Origin of the sequence: Limnofasciculus baicalensis BBK-W-15, assembly GCF_024178385.1 — a bacterium.
GTDB classification, from domain to species: Bacteria; Cyanobacteriota; Cyanobacteriia; order Cyanobacteriales; family Coleofasciculaceae; genus Limnofasciculus; species Limnofasciculus baicalensis.
Genome location: NZ_JAMZMM010000055.1, coordinates 1 through 22392 on the forward strand (window position 1 = coordinate 1; position 22392 = coordinate 22392).

Genomic DNA, 22392 nt, shown 5'->3' on the forward strand with positions numbered 1-22392 from the left:
GAGGTTTGCGCCACTGAGGTTTGCGCCACTGAGGTTTGCGCCACTGAGGTTTGCGCCACTGAGGTTTGCGTCACTGAGGTATGCACCACTGAGGAAGAAACCTACTGTTTGTATAAAAGTACTAAGATTAACACTATTACCGTAACTAATAATCCGCAAGAATCGATCTCGATCAAACCCTTCAGTATCTTTTTTACCACAGGGATAGAATTGAATTTTATCTTTCAGATCATCTTTTCCCTGACCATACCAATTTAAAGCTAAAAGCAAACGCATCACATTCAACCCAGCGAAAATATCCACCTCTCGCAATCCCAAGTTACTCCCATTTCCTCGCAACTGCAGCATCTTATTCTGAGGTAAGTTTTTCGGGTAAGCGTTAATAAATTCCCCCTGACACCAATCTAGATAAAATTCTTCTAAACGCTGAAATAACTCTATCGGCTGAAACTTGTCACTCCCCTTAAGTAACGCCATCAAGTATTCGACAATTTCAGGAGTTAATCCACCATAACCCAGCAAATCATAAATTTCTTCGGCTAGTTGGTCAGTACTAATCAGAAATCCCCGCAGTCTCCTACGCTGGTCTACTAATACCCACTCTTCTAAACTTTCCTGTAATCGTTTAGCACACAAAAACTCACAAAAACTTTTATGAATAAATTCTACCGCACCATCTCCAGCATCAGCTCCAGCAGCGGGACGCATATAAAAAGCAGCTAAGGCATTTCTGAGGGGATTTTCACCAATACGCTTTTGGGCTTTTTCTAGCAAAGCTTTTGCCCCATCATCACCTTTAAGACGTTCTTCTATTATTTTAATTGATACCCATTCTCCACCAGATTGGGTAACAGCTAACCCCGCTTCCATGAGAATCCGGCGCAAGTCTTCGGTTTCATATTCAGTGAGGTCAATATTGAGTGCTTCAGGACGTTGCTTAGTCAGTACCCAATCAATCGTAGTTTCATAAACCAGAATTTTAGCATTAGTACTATCAGCCCCAGCAAACATATCCGGAGTTAACTTACCATCCCGGTGCATGGCTGCTAAAAGATATAGTAATAGGGGTTCTTGTGCTAATTGCTGAACTCTTTCCGGACAATTTTGATCTTGTAAAAATGCCTTAAACTCATTTGTTTTATCCTCTCCAAATAAACTCCCCCACTTACTCAGCCACTCTGCTTGTAGGGGTTCATCCATTAAAGCAATTTCCACCCGTTCCAAATTGCGAGGAACCACAATCCCCTGCAATGCTAACTCCCTTCCCGTGACAATAAATCGATGTCCTAATTGGGGATTTTGCTGACAGCTTGCTTGAAAATAGCCCACCTTGTTCAGAAACTCTTCAATCCCATTAGCAGTTCTCCCTTCCATCCGCAATTCATCAAAGCCATCTAGGAGAAATAGAAATCGGGTATTACTATCTGTTAACCAACCATCATCACTCTTAGCAAAATCCTCATTCACCGCAGCACGAAGAGTATTCTCAATATTCGATTCAAAAGCATTAATATCCCGTAACCGAATTAATATCGGTGTCCAAATCGGATGGAGATGTTCCCGCACCCAATTAGCAAACATCCGGCAAAATACACTTTTTCCCCTTCCTGGTCCGGCTTGAATAAACATAACTTGACCATTTTTATCAGCGTTAGCCAGTAAATCTTTTGCCCAAGCTTCTAAATCAACATGGTCTTCTTTTTTCCTTACCTTCCCATTCCCATCCAGTAACTTAGCCTTGAACGGAACATAAAGATCGGAAATAGTAAAAGATTCAGCAAATACTCTCCACCTTTCCCGAATCAGTAGATTACTGGAATTGGGAGATATTTGCTCCTGTAAATAAGACTCAATACTACCGTATTTTTGATTCTTACCAATTTCGCCTCCCCCTTTGGCATAGAGATTCAACCCTTCGAGAATCGCACCGGATTCGTAAGACAGGAGTGAATTAATACAAGTCTTTGTTTCCCAAGCCACCCATCCAGTCACAATCGGAATAATATACTTATCCACTCCCAAACTTTCCAGATAAACAGAAAGTTGAGAATTTAACCCTTGCCCTAATATGGAATCAGGAAAATAAGTCAAAGCCTCCTGAATAAGTTGATCCGTTAAAACCAGATTACCTAACCCATCCAGCTTAATATCCTTACCCGATAAACCCGCCCCAATTTTGGACTGTAACCAATCATTACGATGTAGCAAACCATCAAAACTTTCAACATAAGCCAAAGGAAACGCGATCGCACCCCATTCTCCCAGACTTTGTTCCTTATTTTTCCGCTCCCGATAAAATTGTAAACCCCGTCTCGCCAATCCCACAAACGACAACCCAGCAGCAATAGGAGCGAGAGGAGTAAACATACCCAGTGCGATCGCTAATTCTAACCCAGCCTTAGAAACCTCCGCCCCAGACTCAATAATTTCTCCCGGTTTCCCCAAATCCCGGATGTCTCGATTTAGGAATTGCCAAACTTCTTTAATCCTCTTCACAATATCAATCTATTAACTTTTTTCCTATTCCCAATATAACGAATATTTTTCTTACCTCCGTGTACCTCTGTGCCAACCTCTGCGATAACGAAGTTCCGCGAAGCGCCACCTCTGTGTTAAAAAAAAAATTCCTCCTCCCCCCAGAAGATTGTAATTTTAACGCAAAGAGCGCAAAGGTAAACGCAAAGGGGCTAGCTATGCACAACCTGCATCAGCCACATCCACCCCCAATAGTGAATAATGCCAGAAGACTTGAAAAATCTTTACATTAACTGTCAAAATGTGATAGAGACGAGATCCAGGAGACCCCTACAATGTTACAATCATACCGCCAAGATGTCGCAGAACGAGCAGCTTTAGGGATTCCCCCTTTACCTCTGTCTGCCCAGCAAACCTCCCAATTGTGCGAATTGCTGAAGAATCCGCCAGCGGGAGAGGAAGAGACTTTAGTTGAATTATTGCGCGATCGCGTACCTCCGGGTGTGGATGAGGCGGCTTATGTGAAGGCGGGATTTTTGACTGCTATTGCTAAAGGTGAAATAACTAGTCCCCTGGTTTCTCCTCAGTGGGCAGTACATTTGTTGGGGACGATGATGGGTGGTTATAATGTGCAATCTTTGATTGATTTGTTGAAGTCAAATCACCCATCCATGGCTGCAACTGCGGCGACGGCGTTAAGCAAAACTATGTTAGTGTTTGATGCTTTTCATGATGTATTGACTTTGGCGGATACTAATCCTTATGCCAAGCAAGTTGTTGATTCTTGGGCAAATGCTGAATGGTTTATTAGTCGGGCTAAGTTAGCCGAATCGATTACAGTTACCGTATTTAAGGTTCCCGGCGAAACTAATACTGATGATTTATCTCCCGCACCTCATGCTACTACTCGTCCGGATATTCCACTCCACGCTACAGTAATGTTGGAATCGCGGATGCCGGGAGGTTTGGATACAATTATGAAACTGAAAGAAAAAGGTTATCCTGTGGCATACATTGGCGATGTTGTTGGTACTGGTTCATCCCGAAAGTCGGCAATAAATTCTTTACTTTGGCATATTGGTTCTGATATCCCATTTGTTCCCAATAAACGAACCGGGGGATATATTTTAGGTGGGAAGATTGCCCCTATTTTCTTTAATACTGCTGAAGATTCTGGTGCTTTACCGATTGAGTGTGATGTGGAACCATTGGAAACGGGGATGGTAATTACTATCTATCCATATAAAGGAGAAATTACTAATGAGGCGGGTGAAGTTATTTCCACTTTTAACCTGAAACCTGATACCATTTTCGATGAAGTTCGGGCTGGTGGACGGATTCCTTTATTAATTGGACGTTCTTTAACTGACAAAACTCGCCAAGCTTTAGGATTAGAACCTAGTCCGATCTTTATCCGTCCTACTCTGCCAGAAGATACTGGGAAAGGCTTTACTTTAGCACAGAAAATGGTGGGTAAAGCTTGCGGTTTACCGGGGGTTCGTCCGGGTACTTCTTGCGATCCAATTATGACTACTGTTGGTTCCCAGGATACCACAGGACCGATGACTCGTGATGAATTGAAAGAATTAGCTTGTTTGGGATTTAGTGCGGATTTGGTGATGCAAAGTTTCTGCCATACTGCTGCTTATCCTAAACCTGTTGATATCAAAACTCACACAGATTTACCTGATTTCTTCTCTACTCGTGGTGGGGTAGCTTTGCGCCCTGGAGATGGCATTATTCACTCTTGGTTAAATCGGATGTTAATGCCAGATACGGTAGGGACAGGTGGAGATTCTCACACTCGTTTTCCATTGGGAATTTCGTTCCCAGCAGGTTCTGGTTTGGTGGCTTTTGCTGGGGCTTTGGGTGTCATGCCTTTGGATATGCCGGAATCTGTTTTAGTCCGGTTTAAGGGGGAATTGCAACCAGGAGTAACCCTGCGAGATATTGTGAATGCGATTCCTTATGTGGCGATGCAGCAAGGGAAATTAACTGTCGCCAAACAGAATAAGAAAAATGTCTTTTCCGGACGGATTCTGGAGATGGAAGGTTTGCCAGATTTGAAGGTGGAACAAGCTTTTGAACTGACAGATGCTTCTGCTGAACGTTCATGTTCTGGTTGTACGATTAAGTTAGGAGAAGAGACGGTTGCGGAATATTTACGTTCCAATGTAGCGCTATTGAAAAATATGGCAGCGCGAGGTTATCAGGATGGACGGACGATTATGCGTCGTGTCGCTAAAATGGAGCAATGGTTAGCTAATCCCGAGTTAATGTCAGCCGATACAGATGCCGAGTATGCTGATATTATTGATATCGATTTAAACGATATCAAAGAACCAATTGTTGCTGCACCAAATGACCCCGACAACGTTAAGTTAATGTCGGAATGTGCGGGGGATAAAATAGATGAGGTTTTCATCGGTTCTTGCATGACGAATATCGGTCACTATCGCGCCGCTTCTAAAATATTAGAAGGTGCAGGTAAGGTGAAAGTTCGTCTCTGGATTTGTCCGCCAACTCGGATGGATGAAAAACAGTTACGAGAGGAAGGAATTTACGATACTTTTGCCGCTGCAGAGGCGAGAACCGAAATGCCGGGATGTTCTCTTTGTATGGGCAATCAAGCGCGTGTTGAAGATGGGGCGACGGTATTTTCTACCTCAACTCGTAACTTTAATAATCGCATGGGTAAGGATGCGCGAGTTTATTTGGGTTCCGCTGAATTAGCAGCAGTTTGTGCCCTGTTAGGAAAGATTCCGACTGTTGAAGAATATATGGAGATTGTGGCGAAGAAAGTCGATCCTTTTGCTGGTGATTTGTATCGCTATTTGAATTTCGATCAAATCGCTAATTTTGAGGATGAAGGGCGGGTGATTGCCTTGGAAGATATGCCTCGGATTGAGGATATTTTGGGGATGCCTGCGAGGGTGTGACCCCTCCCCCAGCCCCTCCAGGGCTGTTTCATTCTCAAATGAGACGACAGATTGAAATCTGTCGCTACACAGACAAAACCTGCCTTCGCAGGTTAGCGAGTCTTGCATTGGCTGATTAACAAATAAGTTGAACCGCCGAAGGGCGGTTTAGCCTGTTTAGCAACAGGTTAAAACCTGTTGCTGTAGGAGAATGAAACAACCCTGCTTACCTGCATTAGCGAAGCGGCACGTTAGCGTAGCTCGGCGAAGCCCAGTGCGGGAAGGGGGAGCAAAAGAAGAAACTCCGGCTCCCCTCGCATGAGAGGGGCTGAGGGAGAGGTGAATCCGTGCGATCGCGCCCGAATGGGGGTATTCACTTACCGATAAAACTGAAGAGAGAGGAAATACTGCGACGATAATACAATAAACCAAGGAAACAAGCAATCTGAATCGCACTAACCCCTAAAATAGGATGAAAATCGGGCTTAATAAAATCAATCAGAAAGCGAAATCCCAGATAAGCCACCATGTAAAACTTAAATAAATCCCCCTCTTTCTGTGGGTAGCTACTGCGAATTTTTAAAAATACCATTAAGAACAATAAAAATATAATTTCATAAATTTGGGTAGGATGTCGGGAAATTCCATCACCAAAATCCACGCCCCATGGTAAACTAGTCGCAATTCCATAAGTGCGATCGCTCAATCCTGTCAGAAAGCACCCAATCCTGCCCACTGCTGTACCCACAATCAACGGATAAACAAAGACATCTCCCGTCGAGCTTTTGACACCAATCCATTTTTTAGTTAATTCTACTCCAATCAATCCACCTAGCAAAGCACCCACAACCGTTTTTCCCTGAATAAACAGTAAAATAAATTGCTGCCAATTTTGCCAAGATAGATAAATATGTTGGAGTAAAACTAACAATTTCGCCCCCACTAAAGCCCCCACCATCCCACCCACAATTACTGAACTCCTTTGACTGGAAGTAATGGTATCTTTGCGGGAGTTAATGAGGGCGAGACGAAACGCAATTACATAAGCTAAGGATTCAAATAACAAATGAGGATGAATCCGCCAATCCCCAATCCAAAAATAAATGGGAAAGTTCATTGGTTGTTGGTTATTGGTTGTTGGTTATTGGTTATTGGTTATTGGTTATTGGATTAAGCTCATTGTTTGTTGTTAGTAAAATAACTAATAATTGTGACAGACGAAATGCCCGTACTACAACAAACAACTAACAACTAACAACTAACAACTAACAACAAATAACTAATTAGACTCACCACCACGTCTTCCCAATTCGTAAACGCCGCCACTGATACAAGCCATAATACCCATACTGATTGCCCAACTCCGCCCCAAGCTTAGTTCTACCCCATAATTGCAGAAACCGCCAATAATTAAAAATGGCAGGATGCTGAAAATTGAAGCGTAGAAGGCATTTTGCGCTTCTCTGCCTTTGCGAGTACGTTCAAATTCCTCAACTGAAGTATAGAGAAAGCGCTCCGCAAAGTTAAACCAGCGATTAAATTGCTCCATTACCCACTGATTTAACGTGGAAAACCCCAAATACAGCGCCAGCGCCCACAATGACGTACCCGCGATTGCGATCGCACTCACCTCGAATCTAAATGGCAAAAATTCACTCAGCATCAGTTATTTTATCTTGTATGGGAAAACTTTAATAACTATTAATGTAGCTTAACAAAGAGAAAAGGTGAAGAAGCAAAATATCTATATGTAGGGTGTGTTACGCTTTGCTAACAGACCATTCCAACTATATGTGCTGTCGCTGCATAAGTTTTATTAACAAAAGCTTTGACTTTTGAATAGGTGACTTTCGGGAGCATCCCGAGAAAGGAAGAAATGCAGGTTGTATTCTTGCTCCCCCCTTTGACTTGGGGGGCTGGGGGGGTAAAAACTTTGTCAAAAAACGAGTATCTTTGCCAAAGTGGGATGCTCCCTGACTTTCTGGTTAAAGTAGATGGTCAGGGGTGCAGTATTCTAGTTTGGGGAACTCTCATCAGAGTTCATTACCATATTTATCTATTTTAGTCAATACCAGTTCATGATTATCAAACAATTGAGGAGTGCAAAAATGCCCCAAATATATAAACCCCGACAACCCCAAAAGTTCAAGAGTGTCAAGCTACGCTTTCTTCTTTTGGCCCGATTGAGTCTGGTTGGTTTAATTATATTGGGATGGTTTAACCCAGAACTAGTCAAAGCTTCAGACATTCAAATCGCGCAGATCCCAACTCAATCTTACTCCCAATGGGGTTCCTTTCCCGTCGAGAATTTTGTCGCGTACACCTCCCCCTACGGCTATCGTAGATCTCCTCGTGGTGGTGGTGGTGTCGAATTCCATCGCGGCTTAGACATGGCAGCACCTGAAGGGAGCTACATCCGCAATTGGTGGGCGGGTGAAGTTATCTCACTTTCTGATAATACCGCTTGCGGCACTTCCATCACAATCCAATCCGGAGACTGGAAACATGTCTACTGTCACATGAAAGGACATGTAGAAAGCAATAGCAGCGGCACTTATCTGATTGACAGGGAGGGTGGACTTCAAATTTGGAAAGGTCAACAATTGCCAACAGGAGCCAGAATTGGTCGGGTAGGGATGACAGGTAGGACAACTGGACCTCATCTCCATTGGGGAGTAAAATATGCTGACCAATACATAGATCCAGCTTTAGTTCTCCAACAAATGTATCGGCAACAAACTGGAGGAAATGGTTAATGGTTATTTGTTGTTAGTTATTTGTTGTTGGTTATTTGTTGTTAGTTATTTGTTGTTGGTTATTTGTTGTTAGTTATTTCTTAATGGTTGTTTGAATAACAACGGGAGCATCCCGAGAAAGGAAGAAATGCAGGTTGTATTCTTGCTCCCCCCTTTGACAAGGGGGGCTGGGGGGTAAAAACTTTGTCAAAAAACGATTATCTTTGCCAAAGTGTGATGCTCCCATAACAACTAACAACTAACAACTAACAACTAACAACTAACAACTCAATGCCATCTGTTTCCTTGGCAATTGAGTGTATTCCGCCACAATTTTACGGAATTGAGCGCCATCGAGAGTTTCCTGATCTAACAAAACCTCAACCAATCGATCTACTAAATCTCGATTTTCTCCAATCAAAACACGAGCTTTTTTATAGCACTCTATGGCAATATCCCTGACTTGTCGATCGATTTTCGCCGCGATCTCTTCGGAATACTCCGATCGCGTAGTCCAACCGCTACCGAGAAAAACTTCACTGTCAGGAGTTTCCAGGGCAAAACTACCTAACTCAGACATACCGTAGATAGTTACCATTTTCCGCGCCAGTTCGCTTACATTCCTAAGATCGCTCGCCGCGCCACTATCAATCTCATCCTCGCCAAAAACTTCCGCATCTGCGGCTCTTCCTCCTAGAGCAATAGTAATTTTATCTATAATCCAAGCTTTGGTATAGAGTCCGCTATCTACGATTTCTTCATCAAACATTTGCTGAGAAAAACCTTCAATCCCACCCGAGCGAGGAATAATCGTAACTTTGTTCAAAGGATCTGCATTTTCCAAGAGAGTTGATAATAGCGCATGTCCTACTTCATGATATGCTGTCATCCATTTTTTCTTACAATCGAGAAGGGGATTGAGAGTCATCCCAATGGTAACTCGGTCGATTGCGTCGTCAATTTCTTGATGATCGATTGCGTCTTTCCGCCGCCTTGCGGTGAGAATTGCTGCCTCGTTGAGTAGGTTTGCTAACTCTGCACCAGAAAAACCAGGAGTGCGGCGTGCAATGGCTTCTAAAGAGACATTTGGTGATAATTTCTTATTCCGAGCGTGAACTTCTAAAATACCCAAACGACCTTTGTAACTGGGTAAATCAACCATAACTTGACGATCAAATCGACCGGGACGGAGTAAGGCTGTATCCAAAACATCAGGACGGTTAGTTGCAGCAATTACGATTACGCCACTATTACCTTCAAACCCATCCATCTCAGTTAAAAGTTGGTTGAGAGTTTGCTCTCGCTCGTCATTACCACCACCAATTCCTGCACCGCGTTGTCTTCCTACGGCATCAATTTCATCAATAAAAACTAAGCAAGGAGCATTCTCTTTTGCCTTTCGGAAAAGATCTCGCACCCGCGAAGCACCCACCCCAACAAACATCTCAACAAATTCCGAGCCAGAGATGCTGAAAAAAGGAACTCCTGCTTCTCCTGCCACCGCTTTTGCCAGCATAGTTTTGCCAGTTCCCGGCGGACCAATTAACAGAACCCCCCTGGGAATCTTTGCCCCCAATGATGTAAAACGTTCTGTTTCTTTGAGGAAAGAAACGACTTCTTGGAGTTCTTCTTTTGCTTCTTCAATTCCAGCGACATCCTCAAATTTCACCCCGGTTTTTGCTTCCATTTGGAAACGCGCTCTGGATTTGCCAAAGTTTAGGGCATTTCCGGAGCTAGCAGCAGAGCGCCGCAGGATCATCATTAGTCCTGCGAGCAATAATAGGAGTAAGAATAAGTTCAGCACCAGTCCCACCGCCGCAGAATTATCAGCAGTAGGTTCCACCTCATATTCAATTTTGGTGTTGCGAAGTTTCTCGATCAGTTCTGAATTTTCATTCAGTAGCATCACCTCTTCTGGAGATTCTTTGGGTTTTTGTCCTTCTAGGTGGACTCTCGCAATTCGCCTTGCCGGATCGATTTCAACTTTGGTAATTTGGCACTTAACTGGTGGGGTTTGTTCAATTTTGCAGGCATCAATTTTCTCGAAAAGTTTCCCGTAGCTGATAGATTTTGGTTGAACTTGTTGGGCTTGAGTGGGGATGGCTGTTACCACTCCTTGGACCAGAATCAAACTGGCCGCAATCCGCCACAATTTTCGCGGCGTTACTTCTGGTTTTTTTGATTGGGAAACAAGCGGGTGTGTTGTTCGTTCCTTTGCCGAACCCTCATTTCCCATCCATCCTCTAATCCAGGAACTGTTTTTCATCTTTCTTCCCTATTCTGCCTTCAATCAGCCTCTTGGATTAAAGCGTATTATGCTCCAAGTCGGTGAGGTGGCATTGAAACATCTTTACTCATTTCTAGTTTAACTGTCCTTCGCAGGTTATAGATAAGGGGTGAGAGGTTAGAGGTGAGGGATAATAGGGAAGACCTGAGTTCGGAGTATGCACTTCGCGCAGGCTACGCCAACGGAGTATGCGCTTCGCGCAGGCTACGCCAACGGAATTCAGCGACTCCCCACTAATTTGTTCATCTATGACAAAATATCGGTATAAAAAATGCTATAATAGGCTGTGTTGACGCGATTAACTCCGGATACCACAAGATAGGATCTGCTTCGCTTCTGCCGTTAGGGATCTCCTTGCTTTACTCGCTTCGCTCTCGCACAAATTTAGCTAAACTGGTCATAGTCATAACGACGTTGACTTGATTGGCACCAACAATGGCAGAGAAATTGCTCGCTGAGGATGCTCGCGCTTACTTGCGGACTAAATTAAAGTTAAGTATTTAAGATTAGAGGAAGATGACATGGTGAAAATAGTTGGTATTGCCGGGAGTTTGAGACCTAAATCTTATAGTCATCAAGCGTTAGCTTCAGCAACTCAGCGAGTGGAAGCTTTGGGCGCATCAGTGGAAATCCTGGATTTGCGCCAGATGCAGCTACCTTTTTGTATTGGTAGTGATGATTATCCCGGTTATCCTGATGTGGTGCGCTTGCGGGAAACGGTTCAAGCTGCAGATGGCTTGATTTTGGTCTCTCCAGAATATCATGGCAGCCTCAGTGGGGTAATGAAAAATGCCCTAGATTTGATGAATTTTGACCATTTATCGGGGAAAGTTACGGGTTTGATTAGCATTTTGGGGGGTCAGCATAATAGTAATGCTTTAAATGATTTACGGATAATTATGCGCTGGGTTCATGGTTGGGTGATTCCCGAACAAATTGCCATTGGTCAAGCTTGGAAATCCTTTGGGGAGGATGGTAAACTTTTGGATGAGAAATTGTCGAAACGTTTCGATCAGTTTGCTGAAAGTTTGGTAGAAAATACTCGCAGATTACGAGAGGTTTTATAGTTTTGGTTTGTAGTAGGCGCTTAAGCGCCTACTACGAACTATAGCTTAAGCAGCCGCTTGATTGATGTTAACTTTCACAACCTTGGTCTCTTCTGCTACCATCTTTGGTAATTTCAAATTCAAGATTCCATCTTTGTACTCAGCCTCAACCTTGGTATGTTGAATTTTCGAGGGTAAGGGAATAATACGATGGAATTTCCCGTAGTGGAATTCGCTTTTAATTACACCCTTGGCTTCAGACTTGGTTTCAGATTTGCGCTCCCCACCAATGGAAACAGTATCTTCAGTTACTTGCACGTCTAAATCTTTAACATCCATTCCCGGAACTTCTAGTTTCAGATTAATCCCATCTGCCGTTTCTTGGATTTCGGCTGCGGGAACTCTGGAGAAAGTCTTTTGCCAACCAGTGGCTGGTACTAAGGCTTCATCTAATAAACTATTGAGTTGGTGTTGTAGGGTATCGATTTCTTGCCAGGGATTCCAACGAACTAATACCATAAGTTTCAATGCTCCTTAATTGATTTGCTTTTCTTGGCTTCTTGATTTTTATAGTAGGCAAAACAATAGGGAGTGTAAATTCGGTTTTAACTACTAGTTAATTGATGATTGCCGAACCGAATAATGATTTATTTGTGCAGTAGGGTAAACTGAATAATTTTGGTTCGGTTAACTGGAAAAATATTAACTCACCAGGGAAAAAGTTGTCTAGCTTTCTGACCAGAATCACGGACGCTATCCACAATCTCCTGATTCCTTTCCTCCTGATTACCAGTAATTTCTTTGGCGTTTAACTCGTGAGTGGCGACAATTTCACCGACAATGTATGCTTTCTGTACTTCCTTGGGAAGAGTGGATCTATCTCCTTGTTTTGCTCGCGTCTCTTGATAGAGAGTTTTCGGTTTGCAGTCAAATAGTTCTTCCGTTAATGCTACTGTAGATTTTGCATGTGCTTCTTTATCGCCACCTTTATCTTCAATTGCTTTGTTAAAGTCTTGGCGAACAATTGCACCATCAACTCTCTCGCGCTTAGTTAGTTCCTCTGGATTGTTCAACAGATCCAATTGCAATGCTTCTGCTGATTCTGGATTGTTCTTGAACCAACTTAAAAACGTCATGGGCTATCTCCTTTTCTTCTTGATTGATGGGATATTGTAAGATTTGCTCTAGTCCATTGATAATACAGTCTAGTCCACCTGGAATAGCAAGAAACTCATCCAAAATTTCCTGCCGTAGTTCCCAATCCCATTCATCGGGAGTATAGTTCAATAATAGATCGATCAGCGATCGATTGTCAGTATTGGAGTCAAAGATATTTCTCGCCCAAAATGAGCAGTATGCTTTTTGCCAAGTTGATTGGCGACGCAAATCCCCAAAATATCTAACTTCAGACTTAAAATTTTCAGGCTGAATTAGTGCATCGTTGAAGTCGCTGAGGCATTCCCAAACTCGATAAACTCGTTTTTTTAGATCTTTTAATTTCATGTCTTTCTCCACAAGCTAAAATCGGGTGCTTTCTTACCTGGATAGATTTGCTTGGAGTCTTGGGAAATAGAAATCCATCCCAAATCTTTGAGGCGATTGGTCAAATTAGAAATTGTAACTCCTAGTTCATCTCGCATTGCATATAGGTGATTCCAGTTGGTTAAATTACGTCCTTTTAGCAATTCTTCTAATCTAGATACTGGCATCAATAAACAACTGGCAAGATACTGAGCTTGCCATTCAATTCCTCTCTGAGTGCTGACACTGCGACATAAAAATGGTTCAACAACTGTTTGGAGATCTAACTCACGATCTATAAATTTACCAACGGCATTTTGGTCAATGTGCAGTATCCAATGTCCTAGCTCATGAGCTATAGTAGATTGTCCAAATCCTCCTTTTAGTGCTGGAATATCTTCATTTATGATAATTTCTCGCTGAACGGGCATAATCATGGCTGCTATCTGCCCTTGATTATCAGGAGGTATGGTCTCCCAAATAACACCTAAATCCAGAAAATCAGCTATTGCTTCAGCAACATAACGTCCTGTTAAAGGACGCTTGCGTTTTGCCTCTACACCCATAATAAGTTCGGTTGCCTGACGTTCTATTTCAACTTTAGGCAAAAAGCGATACGGCTTGATAACCTGCAACTTTATTTCTCCTCATTTTTTAGTTGTGTTGTTTCCTGTATTAATTTTTGGGTAAATTCAGGATTGTCTCGCATCCGACGCAGCAAAGCAGGCATTTCCTTGTACTTTTTGACAAGTGCCTCAAAGACTTTTGCGTCATCAGGTGTAATTCGACCAGCCAGGTGTCTTAGTTCAGCTTCATTCAAATCTAAGCGAAGCGCTAACTTATAAATGACATCCTCACTAGGAGGATACCCAGCATGATCGTTCTCTAGTTTAGACAGGTAGGTGTAATCGACACCGATCAACTTAGCCAGTTCTCGCTGACTGAGTTCCTTGTCTTTACGAGCTTGACGAATAATCCTGCCAAAAGTCTGACTCACGTTTTTGTACCTGACTAGAACAAGCCATATTGACAAAATTGATTAAATTGGTCAACATGGTCATTATATACTATAATCTTAGTATAGCTCACGCCAGGGGATAGATCTCCAAGTCCTCTGATCTTTTAGTTACAAATACTTACATAGGAGGGAAATATGAAGAAAGCAGCGTCAAATCCCGGCCAACTATGCCTCTCAATCGGCAAACCTCTATCACTCCTCCTTGCGGAGGTTCACAAGTCCAGCCGTAATCCACAACTGAGGAAAGCGGCGGCACAGATGCAGGAAGCCTTGCAGATTTTTGCACAGGCAAACCAGACGGGGTTATCCAAGTCCGTCAAAGCCAAGGTAGCAATTCAGGAAATCCTCACAAAATAAGCTTTTGCCGTTATTCCAATTTGGGAGTCTCAATCTATGAACAAAATTTGGCGACCATTCGCCAGTTATAATTTATGGTTACAATTTGCTCCACCAGTAGGGCAAGAACATTTTCATTGTGATATGAAGCGAGGTTTTACGAAGGCGCGTAAAAAAGAACCGCAAGTTCAATCTCTTTTAGAGAAAGATACTACACCTCAGCGGATTGGTATTCTGGCACAAAGGGGGATTTATGAATTTCATCAATATCCTGCAATGTTGTCCCGAAAAGATGGAGTAGAGCAAGTTGCAGAGATTATGCAATTGAGTAGAGAATCGGTTGAAGTACAAGAGCGAGTCATTTCAGTTTTGCAAAAATACCAGGAAAATCCGATTCTCTTGGGTAAAAAGATTCTGAAGTTGAATCGAGGTGATGAAGGATTTCCTGAACCAATTTTAATTAAATATGGTAATTATATATTTAACTTGTATGCAGCAATTGACTGTATTTATACTGAACCAGATGGAATGTTACACATTTTGGACTTCAAGACTGGTAAATCTGACTTTGACTTGCGACAGGGTTATGTTTACCTACTAGCAGTTAGTTATCTCTATCCACAACAGAAAGCGATTGCTTCTTTCTATAACTTGGAGACTGGTAAAGAGTCTCAGCCAATCAGTGCCACGGCTGATACCCTAAAATTTTTCCAAATAGAGCTAGTACAAATAGCTCAAAGACATCAGAAAGACTTGAAGCGTTACCGAAATAATCCTGCTGATTTTAGAATCATTTACCCCCCGAATCCTGGAATTAGCTGTCGTCACTGTCCCTTCAATTCAATTTGTAATTTTTCTGTATCAGAGGTTGCTGCATGACTGCTGCTATTGTTCAATCTACTCAACAAGTTCCCGCATCTCCATTATTTTTGAGCGAAATTTTTCCCCTCACTATCTCTAAACCCAATTTAATCTGTTTTCGACTAAGTGCTGAAATTGAACGGGAGATAGGCAACCGATTGGGTTGGCGTTTTAGTCAGAAGTTTGGCGATATAATTGTTATTTATGAACAGAAATATTTCTGGGTTTTAGCTAAACCGAATAAATCCATGCCTAGCCAAGGGGAATGGCGAGAAGCATTAGCAGAGATTCAAGAAGATTTAAAAAAAGATCTTGGCGATCGCTACTACTCAATCCAATGGGTACGCGATCCCCAGATTACTGCTTCTATTTTAGCACAACTAGCTGTGAGAGTATTAAAAATTGCGCGACCTTTTTCATCAGATACTATTTGGTCGAAAAATCAGGTTGAAGTCAGGCGTGAGGTAAAATTATGGGCGGAAACCTTTGACTTTAATAATGTGACATACCCAGCATTAGTTTTAACTCCTAGCAGTTACTTTACTTTCAAAGGTACTTTAGCTGATTTCTATGAGAATCATCCATACCGACAGAATCCTAAAGAACTTTTGATTTGCTTAAAAGTCCGAGAGATTGAAAAAAATAGTTCTGCTACAATTATCGGACTTCCAGGAACTATTGGAGAATTCAGAGAAGAACTTATCGCCAAAGCAACTGGTGCAATTAGTAAACAAGCACTTCAGGAAGCACCAGACGATCAACCCGTCGTCGCTGTTAAATTTAGCAAAGATTCAAAAGAATTTCACTATCCAATGGCAGCTTTATCTCCTTCTGTAACAGAGGAGACTGCTGACAGATTTGAGGTCAAACATGGGGATTTGCTTAAGGAAACTAAAATTTCTTATAAAGATCGAAAAGAATGTTTACTTTGCTACAAACAACAAGCTGCAAATGCTCTGAAAATATATGGATTTAAGTTAGCTGATAACTGTATCAACAGCAGAGACCAATCATCTTTATTTCTAACTCCTCTCTTCAAGCTTAACGAAACTAATCTACTATTTGGTCAAGGTGTTTTTGGCAAGAGAGATGCCGTTTTAAAGGGACTATCTCAAGGTGGTGTTTATCGCCGTCACGATGACTATCGCAATTCATCAAGAGAAATTCGCATTTCTGTATTGAAAATTGGTGATTTTAAGGTCAAGTCATTTTTTCTGGAGGAAGTGCGTAAGCGTCTGAAAAAGTATAAGTTTGAAACTCTCAGTCTGATGGATGAGCAAACAAAAAAGATTGACGAGAATAGAGTTAAAGTAGTTTCAATAGATGGCTTAAATGGATCTGAGGCGAGATTTAGAGTAGAGCAAGCGCTCGATGAACTACTTGCAATTCCTCCTGATATTGTATTGACATTTTTACCTCAGAGCGATCGCAATGCTGATAAAAGTGAAGATGGTAGCTTTTACTCTTTCATTTCTTCACGGTTACTCCGTCGGGGAATTGCTAGCCAAGTCATTTATGAAGAGACACTGAAAAATACTAGTAATTATAGTAATATTCTCAATCAGGTGGTTCCAGGAATTCTGGCTAAATTAGGTAACTTGCCTTTTATTCTGGCTCAACCTTTAGATATTGCTGATTATTTCATCGGCTTGGATATTTCCCGAATGTCAAAGAAAAATGGCAAGGGTAGCCGCAACGTTTGTGCCAGCGTGCGACTCTATGACAATCGTGGTGAGTTCATTGGCTATCGCCTAGAAGATGCGATGACAGAAGGTGAAGAAATTGATAAACAAACCTTAGAGAGATTTCTGCCAGCGACTGATTTGAAGGGAAAAACAGTACTAATTTACCGTGATGGACGCTTTTGTGGTAATGAAGTTAAGCATTTACGAGAACGAGGAAAAGCTATTGGTGCTGAGTTTATTTTAGTAGAATCTACAAAATCTCAAATCCCCAGATTGTACAATTATCAAAATTCAATGTTGCAAGCACCGACAAAAGGATTAGTACTGCGATTATCTAAATATGAAGTAATTTTAGTAACAACTGAAGTAAAATCTGAGAAGATGGGTTTACCTTGTCCCCTCCGTTTAAAAGTGATTCCTGATGAAGGACAACAAGTATCACTCGAAAGCTTAGTTGAAGCAACACTTAAACTGACATTACTCCATCACGGAGCGCTAAAAGAACCACGTTTACCTGTTCCCCTTTTTGGTGCAGATAGAATTGCTTATCGTCGGTTACAAGGTATTTCTCCAGGAGTATTAGAGGGAAATAGGCAATTTTGGTTATAGGTTCCAGATTTAATTTAAAAAATGTTTATGATACTTACTTGACAAACGGATTTGTTAGGTTATTTTTGGTTCAGGTATTTGCAAATCTCGACAAATTTTTCGAGCAAGAAAGTCGTTAATTTCACGATGGCGTGGGATTGCTGAAGATTTCTGAGCAGTACGATTGACATACATTGTCTGGTTGCCACCTTCTCGCAAAAACTCGCATCCATGATTCTTAAGATGGCGAATTAAGTCTATACGCTTCATAGTATTGAAAGAAAAACGGACTCTCGAATTACATCTTGACCTTGAATTTGTTCTTCACTCAACATGCGATTAGCCTCTAAAACTAGCTCAATAGCTTCCTCCAAATTGCTTCTTGCTTCCTCAAGAGTGTTTCCCTGTGTATTAGCTCCAGGCAATTCCTCAACAAAGCCGATGTAACCTTCAGGAACTTTCTGAAAAACTTTTGTTAATTTTAGACGCATAATGAACTCCATATTTTAACTTAACTATATTGTTTCTAATGATAACTCAAAATTTCAGGAGTGAGTAGGGGCGTTGGGTAAAAAAATATAGGTGATCTTCTAAGACAATGATATATTCTGTTCACAAAGTTGGAAAATATAGCGCAACCTACCCAGCAAATCAGCCATATTGCCTGTAGAGTAGATTGCTGTTTCATCCACATTTCCATCGAGCCTTAAGCGATAAAACTGCCAACTCCCTCCATTGGTGACTATACCAAAAACATCAAGTAATTTGTCGATCGCACGGTTGCTATACTGACAAGCCTTCATTTCCACCAAGCACTGAGCTAATCCCTGCTCAAAATCATCTTTTTTTGCCTCGACAATGCACAAGAAAGGAGCTTCCAAATAGCGTTTACGTTCCGCAATGAGATAGTCTACATAGCCACTAGCAGTTTCATCGGTTAATTGAGCGCCTTTCCATATTTTCAAGTGTTTACAACCATAAATTGCCTCCTCACAGATTGCATCAATTAGCAGCTTTTTAGATTCTTCATAGCTTTGGAGATCAAAAACTTCAGTCATTCGCCGTAAACGCTCTTGAAAAAAAGTACTTGGTTCAAGTGGCTCTGCCTCAAAACGCCAGACATTTAATTCTTTGAGATTCAAATGTTTGAATGCTTCAGGATAGGTAAAACCCGAAAATTTTTTCTTATTAGGCTTTTTCATCATCTATTTAGTTAAGTTACTCAATTATTCATTAAGCTATCTTCCTTGGAGAAGTTGAGCCGCAGTTAGTGTCAAATTACCTAATATGGGAGAAGCAATCACATTATCCCCTTTATACACTTTTTCCTCATATAATCCTTCCACCCACTCCAACACTGTCACCTGTTGCAGTATCGGATCGATAATCCAATATTCGGCAATTCCCCTAGCACTATACTCAGTTCTTTTATATCGATAATCTCGCTTTTCTTGATTGGGGCTAACAACTTCTACTACCAACAACGGCGGCGGCATATCCATTAATACAATCGAGCGAGATGCTCCTTCCAAAGCAATTGTCAACTCTTCAGATAATATCATCAAATCCGGCACTCGCACCGAAGCCTGCGCACCACTTACCGCCACCTCTGTTTTCATTGTGAGTCGGTGCGATGGAATTCCCAACTGAAGAAAATAGGCAAACAAAAATGTGGCAATTCGACGATTGATTTCGCTTTCAGACGGCATTTTAATAAGTTCCCCATTTTCTAATTCATATTTGGTATCAGTACCATCGTCGTAGTTGAGAAATTCTGCCAGTGTCATTTTCACTGCTGTAACAGTCATTGCTTTACCTCCTGTTCAGTATATTCATAATTTCAATATCTCCTCATTTTAAGTTAAGCTATCTTCCTTGGAGAAGTTGAGCCGCAGTTAGTGTCAAATTACCTAATATGGGAGAAGCAATCACATTATCCCCTTTATACACTTTTTCCTCATATAATCCTTCCACCCACTCCAACACTGTCACCTGTTGCAGTATCGGATCGATAATCCAATATTCGGCAATTCCCCTAGCACTATACTCAGTTCTTTTATATCGATAATCTCGCTTTTCTTGATTGGGGCTAACAACTTCTACTACTAGCAACGGTGGTGGCATATCCATTAATACAATGGAACGAGATGCTCCTTCCAAAGCAACAGCCAACTCTTCAGATAATACTACCAAATCCGGTAAACGAACAGATGCACTAGCACTGCTGACAGCTAACTCTATACCAATTCTCAGCCGATAGCTGGGAATTCCCAGTTGGCTGAAATATATGAGGAGAAAGATGGCAATTCTCTGATTTAGATCGCTTTCAGATGGCATTTTAATAAGTTCCCCATTTTCTAATTCATACTTTGTATCAGTACCATCGTCGTAGTTGAGAAATTCTGTTAGGGTCATTTTCACTGCTGTCACAGTCATCCTCTTGTCTCCCGTACAGTAACTATAATTAATATTATACTCATAGATCCTCTTTTCCAATTAAGAAAATATAGCCCAGCCTACCGAATAAGTCAGCCATATTGCCTGTAAAGTAGATTTCTATTTCATCTATCGATTTGTAGAATCGGATTTAGCCAGAAAAATAACGCGATGCCTCTGGCGGAATTTGCGATCGCATTATCTCCTTAATTGTTTGCTGCTTCTGCTTCAAACTCCACTTGTCTATACAAATCGGCAATAGCAATTTCCACACCCACCGATTCAAGCTGCAATCTCTCGTTCAAACCATACTCTGATAACACCCATTTTCCCTGTTGGTTGCGCCGAAATACTTCCACACCCGGCTGCTCAACTTGGACTAACACGTATTCTTGCAGTGTGGCGAATTTTCGGTATTTAGCAAACTTTGTCCCTCTATCAATTGCTTCAGTTGAAGGTGATAAAACTTCGATAATTAAGCAAGGAAATTGGACTAATTGTGGATCTCGATCCCGTTCATCACAAGTCACCACTACATCAGGATAAAAATATTTTCTTCCAGGTTCAACCTGCGCTTTTACATCCACAATATAAACTTCACAGGGGCAATCGGCAAGGGCATCATCTAGTAGCTTCGAGAAGTTTAGGGAAACCCGATTGTGGTTGCGGGTTCCGCCACTCATCGCTACTACTTCGCCATCCCAATATTCGTAGCGTTGCTGTTGGGTGGGTTCCCAATCCAGGTATTCCTGTGGAGTCATCAAAATGCGATCTGATAAAGCAACCATAGTTTTAGCGGATAATGGTGTCTTTTTCCAGGATAGCTAAAAGAGGGCGAGGATCTCGTATCGGTGGAGGCGGCGCTTTTGGCGCTACCTCTGTAGAAGTGCGATTTGCGCGTCGCCCGTACTGATTCAATTGCTAATCTATATAGAGAAGCTTCTCACCATACCATAGCTGAAGGAGGTGAAATTTCCTTGTATCCAGTGGTATAGAATGGAATCCAGACTGCTTCACAAAACTTAACACCATTTTATTGAGAATAGTTTTAGACTAGCAGTCGAGAGCTTATTGCTTAACTTTATCAATAAGCTCCCATTGGACAAACACACTCCCCGTGCTTGGTTAGCAACTACTCGCTTTTTGCTGGCATTCCTCTTCTTGCAGGGATATTTGTGGCACGCACTGCGGGCAATAGGGTTTAATTTCCGTCGTGTAGAGTAGGTATTGAATTCTGTGGTAGCGTAATTTTTCCCATAATTTGAGTGGTATTAAGCCTCTCATTTTTGGTTGGAAATTATTTTTTTACACAGTTTACCATCAAAATATTGGTTCTGGAGGTTTAAATAGTGTTTTATTTTGGTGTCGAACACGAAGTCGCATTTATCAACAATCAGGGTAAATTTGCTGATTTTTCTTGTACTCAATTTGATGATTTTAATCAAATCATCCAAAAGCTACCCATTTACATGGATGACTATTCCCAACTTCGGATCGGAGATGCAGGAATTAAACAAAAGCGATGGTATATTGAAGGGTTTGAGCGCTTCGCTGATTCAGAAAAAGTAATTGATTGTGTCCCAAAAGGGATTGAAATCAGAACGACGATTCATTCTACAATTCAAGGTGTAATTGCGGAATTATCCAATAGTTTTGAACTTTTGCGCCACGTCGCTGCTGAGTGGGGGTTTAGCCCAGTGTTGATCAGCTTTAATCCTGGACAGAAAATATATGAACCAACTCCTCCCTTAAATCAATATGAACTCCAAAGAATAGAAGCTTCACCCGAAGAGCAAACGGCTAAGATTCCGATGCTTACTTATGGACCAGATCTTAATATTTCTATGCCAAGCTTGACAAGCGAACAAGTAATTAATCTGGGTAAAAAGCTGACATTCTACAGCCCTTACATCATTCCATTTAGTTTTAGTTCTCCATTTTATCAGAGTAAATTGTGGTCAGGATTATCGATACGGACTTATATCAGAACCGGATCGAGACAAGCAGCGACGGTATTTTTAGAAAAACCAGAAGACTTGATTGAAAGCAATCCTATTTTGACAAAAATGGCTCGGATTCCTTCAGAAGTCGGGAGAATCGAATTTAAAGCCTTTGACAGTTGTGATGATTTCTCACTCTATGGTGCATTGCTGGCATTAATAAAAGGCATTATCTTAGACAATTCTCTCCCGGGATGCGCCACAGTTCCCGATCGCGATTTACACCAAATTTCTGGACGTTACGGGTTTGAAAATAAAGAAATTTTTCTGATGGCTAATCAGGTTTTAGAAGCAGCAGAAACTGCACTGAAAGACGATTTGGATCTTCATTTACTGGAGCAATTGAAAGATTTACTAGCCCCAGGAAAAACCAAAGCTGATCGATTAATTAATGACTTCAAAGAGTTTGGCACTATCGAAGAAGCACTTCGACAGACTTACAAGCTGATGGGTAGTGGGGAATAGGGAATAGGGAGTGGGGAGTGG

The 22392-nt window shown here is 41.6% G+C and carries 22 protein-coding genes and 1 pseudogene; 8 read left to right on the forward strand and 15 right to left on the reverse strand.

The features are described 5' to 3' along the window. A partial coding sequence (locus NJ959_RS07990) for a pentapeptide repeat-containing protein (RefSeq protein ID WP_254011228.1) occupies positions 1-2496 on the reverse strand: 2496 nt, incomplete at its 3' end. Between the two features lie 314 nt (positions 2497-2810). On the opposite strand from NJ959_RS07990, the gene acnB reads away from it, so the two are divergent. Beyond that, positions 2811-5414: a bifunctional aconitate hydratase 2/2-methylisocitrate dehydratase gene (gene acnB, locus NJ959_RS07995; RefSeq protein WP_254011229.1), complete on the forward strand. Its 2604-nt coding sequence runs from the start codon at positions 2811-2813 to the stop codon at positions 5412-5414. 352 nt (positions 5415-5766) lie between these two features. Here the strand turns inward: acnB and NJ959_RS08000 are convergent, their stop codons facing one another. Continuing rightward, positions 5767-6510, reverse strand: coding sequence for a prolipoprotein diacylglyceryl transferase (locus tag NJ959_RS08000; RefSeq protein WP_254011230.1), 744 nt, complete (start codon positions 6508-6510; stop codon positions 5767-5769). A 162-nt stretch (positions 6511-6672) separates the two neighbouring features. Next, the gene (locus NJ959_RS08005) at positions 6673-7056 is read right to left on the reverse strand and encodes a hypothetical protein (protein WP_254011231.1); all 384 of its coding nucleotides are present in this window, start codon (positions 7054-7056) and stop codon (positions 6673-6675) included. Between the two features lie 445 nt (positions 7057-7501). Between NJ959_RS08005 and NJ959_RS08010 the strand changes: the two genes are divergently transcribed. Beyond that, positions 7502-8149 (forward strand): M23 family metallopeptidase, encoded by a 648-nt coding sequence (locus NJ959_RS08010; protein WP_254011232.1) that lies wholly within the window; start codon positions 7502-7504, stop codon positions 8147-8149. A 259-nt stretch (positions 8150-8408) separates the two neighbouring features. Here the strand turns inward: NJ959_RS08010 and ftsH are convergent, their stop codons facing one another. After that, on the reverse strand, positions 8409-10394 hold the full coding sequence (ftsH, locus tag NJ959_RS08015) for an ATP-dependent zinc metalloprotease FtsH (protein WP_254011233.1): 1986 nt from the start codon (positions 10392-10394) through the stop codon (positions 8409-8411). A gap of 542 nt (positions 10395-10936) precedes the next feature. Between ftsH and NJ959_RS08020 the strand changes: the two genes are divergently transcribed. Then, entirely contained in the window at positions 10937-11482 is a 546-nt protein-coding gene (locus NJ959_RS08020; protein ID WP_254011234.1) for an NADPH-dependent FMN reductase, read from the forward strand. Between the two features lie 45 nt (positions 11483-11527). On the opposite strand, the gene NJ959_RS08025 is transcribed toward NJ959_RS08020, so the two are convergent. The 5 genes from NJ959_RS08025 to NJ959_RS08045 all read right to left on the reverse strand — a co-directional run bounded on the left by NJ959_RS08025 (position 11528) and on the right by NJ959_RS08045 (position 13979). Further along, entirely contained in the window at positions 11528-11980 is a 453-nt protein-coding gene (locus tag NJ959_RS08025; protein WP_254011235.1) for an Hsp20/alpha crystallin family protein, read from the reverse strand. Positions 11981-12168: 188 nt separating this feature from the next. Continuing rightward, entirely contained in the window at positions 12169-12534 is a 366-nt protein-coding gene (locus NJ959_RS08030; protein ID WP_254011236.1) for a hypothetical protein, read from the reverse strand. Then, positions 12509-12964: a hypothetical protein gene (locus tag NJ959_RS08035; protein WP_254011237.1), complete on the reverse strand. Its 456-nt coding sequence runs from the start codon at positions 12962-12964 to the stop codon at positions 12509-12511. The genes NJ959_RS08030 and NJ959_RS08035 overlap by 26 nt, the downstream gene beginning before the upstream one ends. Further along, positions 12961-13617 (reverse strand): ImmA/IrrE family metallo-endopeptidase, encoded by a 657-nt coding sequence (locus NJ959_RS08040; RefSeq protein ID WP_254011238.1) that lies wholly within the window; start codon positions 13615-13617, stop codon positions 12961-12963. The genes NJ959_RS08035 and NJ959_RS08040 overlap by 4 nt, the downstream gene beginning before the upstream one ends. 2 nt (positions 13618-13619) lie before the next feature. Beyond that, positions 13620-13979, reverse strand: a complete 360-nt coding sequence (locus tag NJ959_RS08045; protein ID WP_254011239.1) for a helix-turn-helix domain-containing protein — start codon at positions 13977-13979, stop codon at positions 13620-13622. 156 nt (positions 13980-14135) lie between these two features. Here NJ959_RS08045 and NJ959_RS08050 point away from each other — a divergent pair, with 156 nt between their 5' ends. From NJ959_RS08050 to NJ959_RS08060, 3 genes are read left to right on the forward strand one after another with little or no spacing between them, the layout of a single operon-like run. Then, positions 14136-14357: a hypothetical protein gene (locus NJ959_RS08050; protein ID WP_254011240.1), complete on the forward strand. Its 222-nt coding sequence runs from the start codon at positions 14136-14138 to the stop codon at positions 14355-14357. Between the two features lie 36 nt (positions 14358-14393). Beyond that, positions 14394-15215: a PD-(D/E)XK nuclease family protein gene (locus tag NJ959_RS08055; RefSeq protein WP_254011241.1), complete on the forward strand. Its 822-nt coding sequence runs from the start codon at positions 14394-14396 to the stop codon at positions 15213-15215. Further along, complete coding sequence (locus NJ959_RS08060) at positions 15212-17491, forward strand: Piwi domain-containing protein (protein WP_254011242.1); 2280 nt, start codon at positions 15212-15214, stop codon at positions 17489-17491. Before NJ959_RS08055 ends, NJ959_RS08060 begins: the two co-directional genes overlap by 4 nt. A 54-nt stretch (positions 17492-17545) precedes the next feature. Here NJ959_RS08060 and NJ959_RS08065 read toward each other — a convergent pair whose 3' ends face one another. From NJ959_RS08065 to NJ959_RS08090, 6 genes are all read right to left on the reverse strand, one after another. Continuing rightward, on the reverse strand, positions 17546-17740 hold the full coding sequence (locus NJ959_RS08065; protein ID WP_254011243.1) for a type II toxin-antitoxin system HicA family toxin: 195 nt from the start codon (positions 17738-17740) through the stop codon (positions 17546-17548). Continuing rightward, on the reverse strand, positions 17737-17961 hold the full coding sequence (locus NJ959_RS08070; RefSeq protein WP_254011244.1) for a type II toxin-antitoxin system HicB family antitoxin: 225 nt from the start codon (positions 17959-17961) through the stop codon (positions 17737-17739). The genes NJ959_RS08065 and NJ959_RS08070 overlap by 4 nt, the downstream gene beginning before the upstream one ends. Before the next feature lie 99 nt (positions 17962-18060). After that, positions 18061-18675: a hypothetical protein gene (locus NJ959_RS08075; RefSeq protein WP_254011245.1), complete on the reverse strand. Its 615-nt coding sequence runs from the start codon at positions 18673-18675 to the stop codon at positions 18061-18063. Between the two features lie 33 nt (positions 18676-18708). After that, positions 18709-19278: a Uma2 family endonuclease gene (locus NJ959_RS08080; RefSeq protein ID WP_254011246.1), complete on the reverse strand. Its 570-nt coding sequence runs from the start codon at positions 19276-19278 to the stop codon at positions 18709-18711. Between the two features lie 58 nt (positions 19279-19336). Beyond that, entirely contained in the window at positions 19337-19906 is a 570-nt protein-coding gene (locus NJ959_RS08085) for a Uma2 family endonuclease (protein ID WP_254011247.1), read from the reverse strand. Positions 19907-20112: 206 nt separating this feature from the next. Beyond that, a complete protein-coding gene (locus NJ959_RS08090; RefSeq protein ID WP_254011248.1) occupies positions 20113-20694 on the reverse strand; it encodes a Uma2 family endonuclease in 582 nt (193 codons plus the stop codon). A gap of 301 nt (positions 20695-20995) precedes the next feature. Between NJ959_RS08090 and NJ959_RS30110 the strand changes: the two are divergent. Then, positions 20996-21130: pseudogene (locus NJ959_RS30110) on the forward strand (chlorophyll a/b binding light-harvesting protein); the annotation flags it as partial. Between the two features lie 125 nt (positions 21131-21255). Further along, on the forward strand, positions 21256-22371 hold the full coding sequence (locus NJ959_RS08100) for a glutamate-cysteine ligase family protein (RefSeq protein WP_254011249.1): 1116 nt from the start codon (positions 21256-21258) through the stop codon (positions 22369-22371). Positions 22372-22392: the final 21 nt, after the last annotated feature.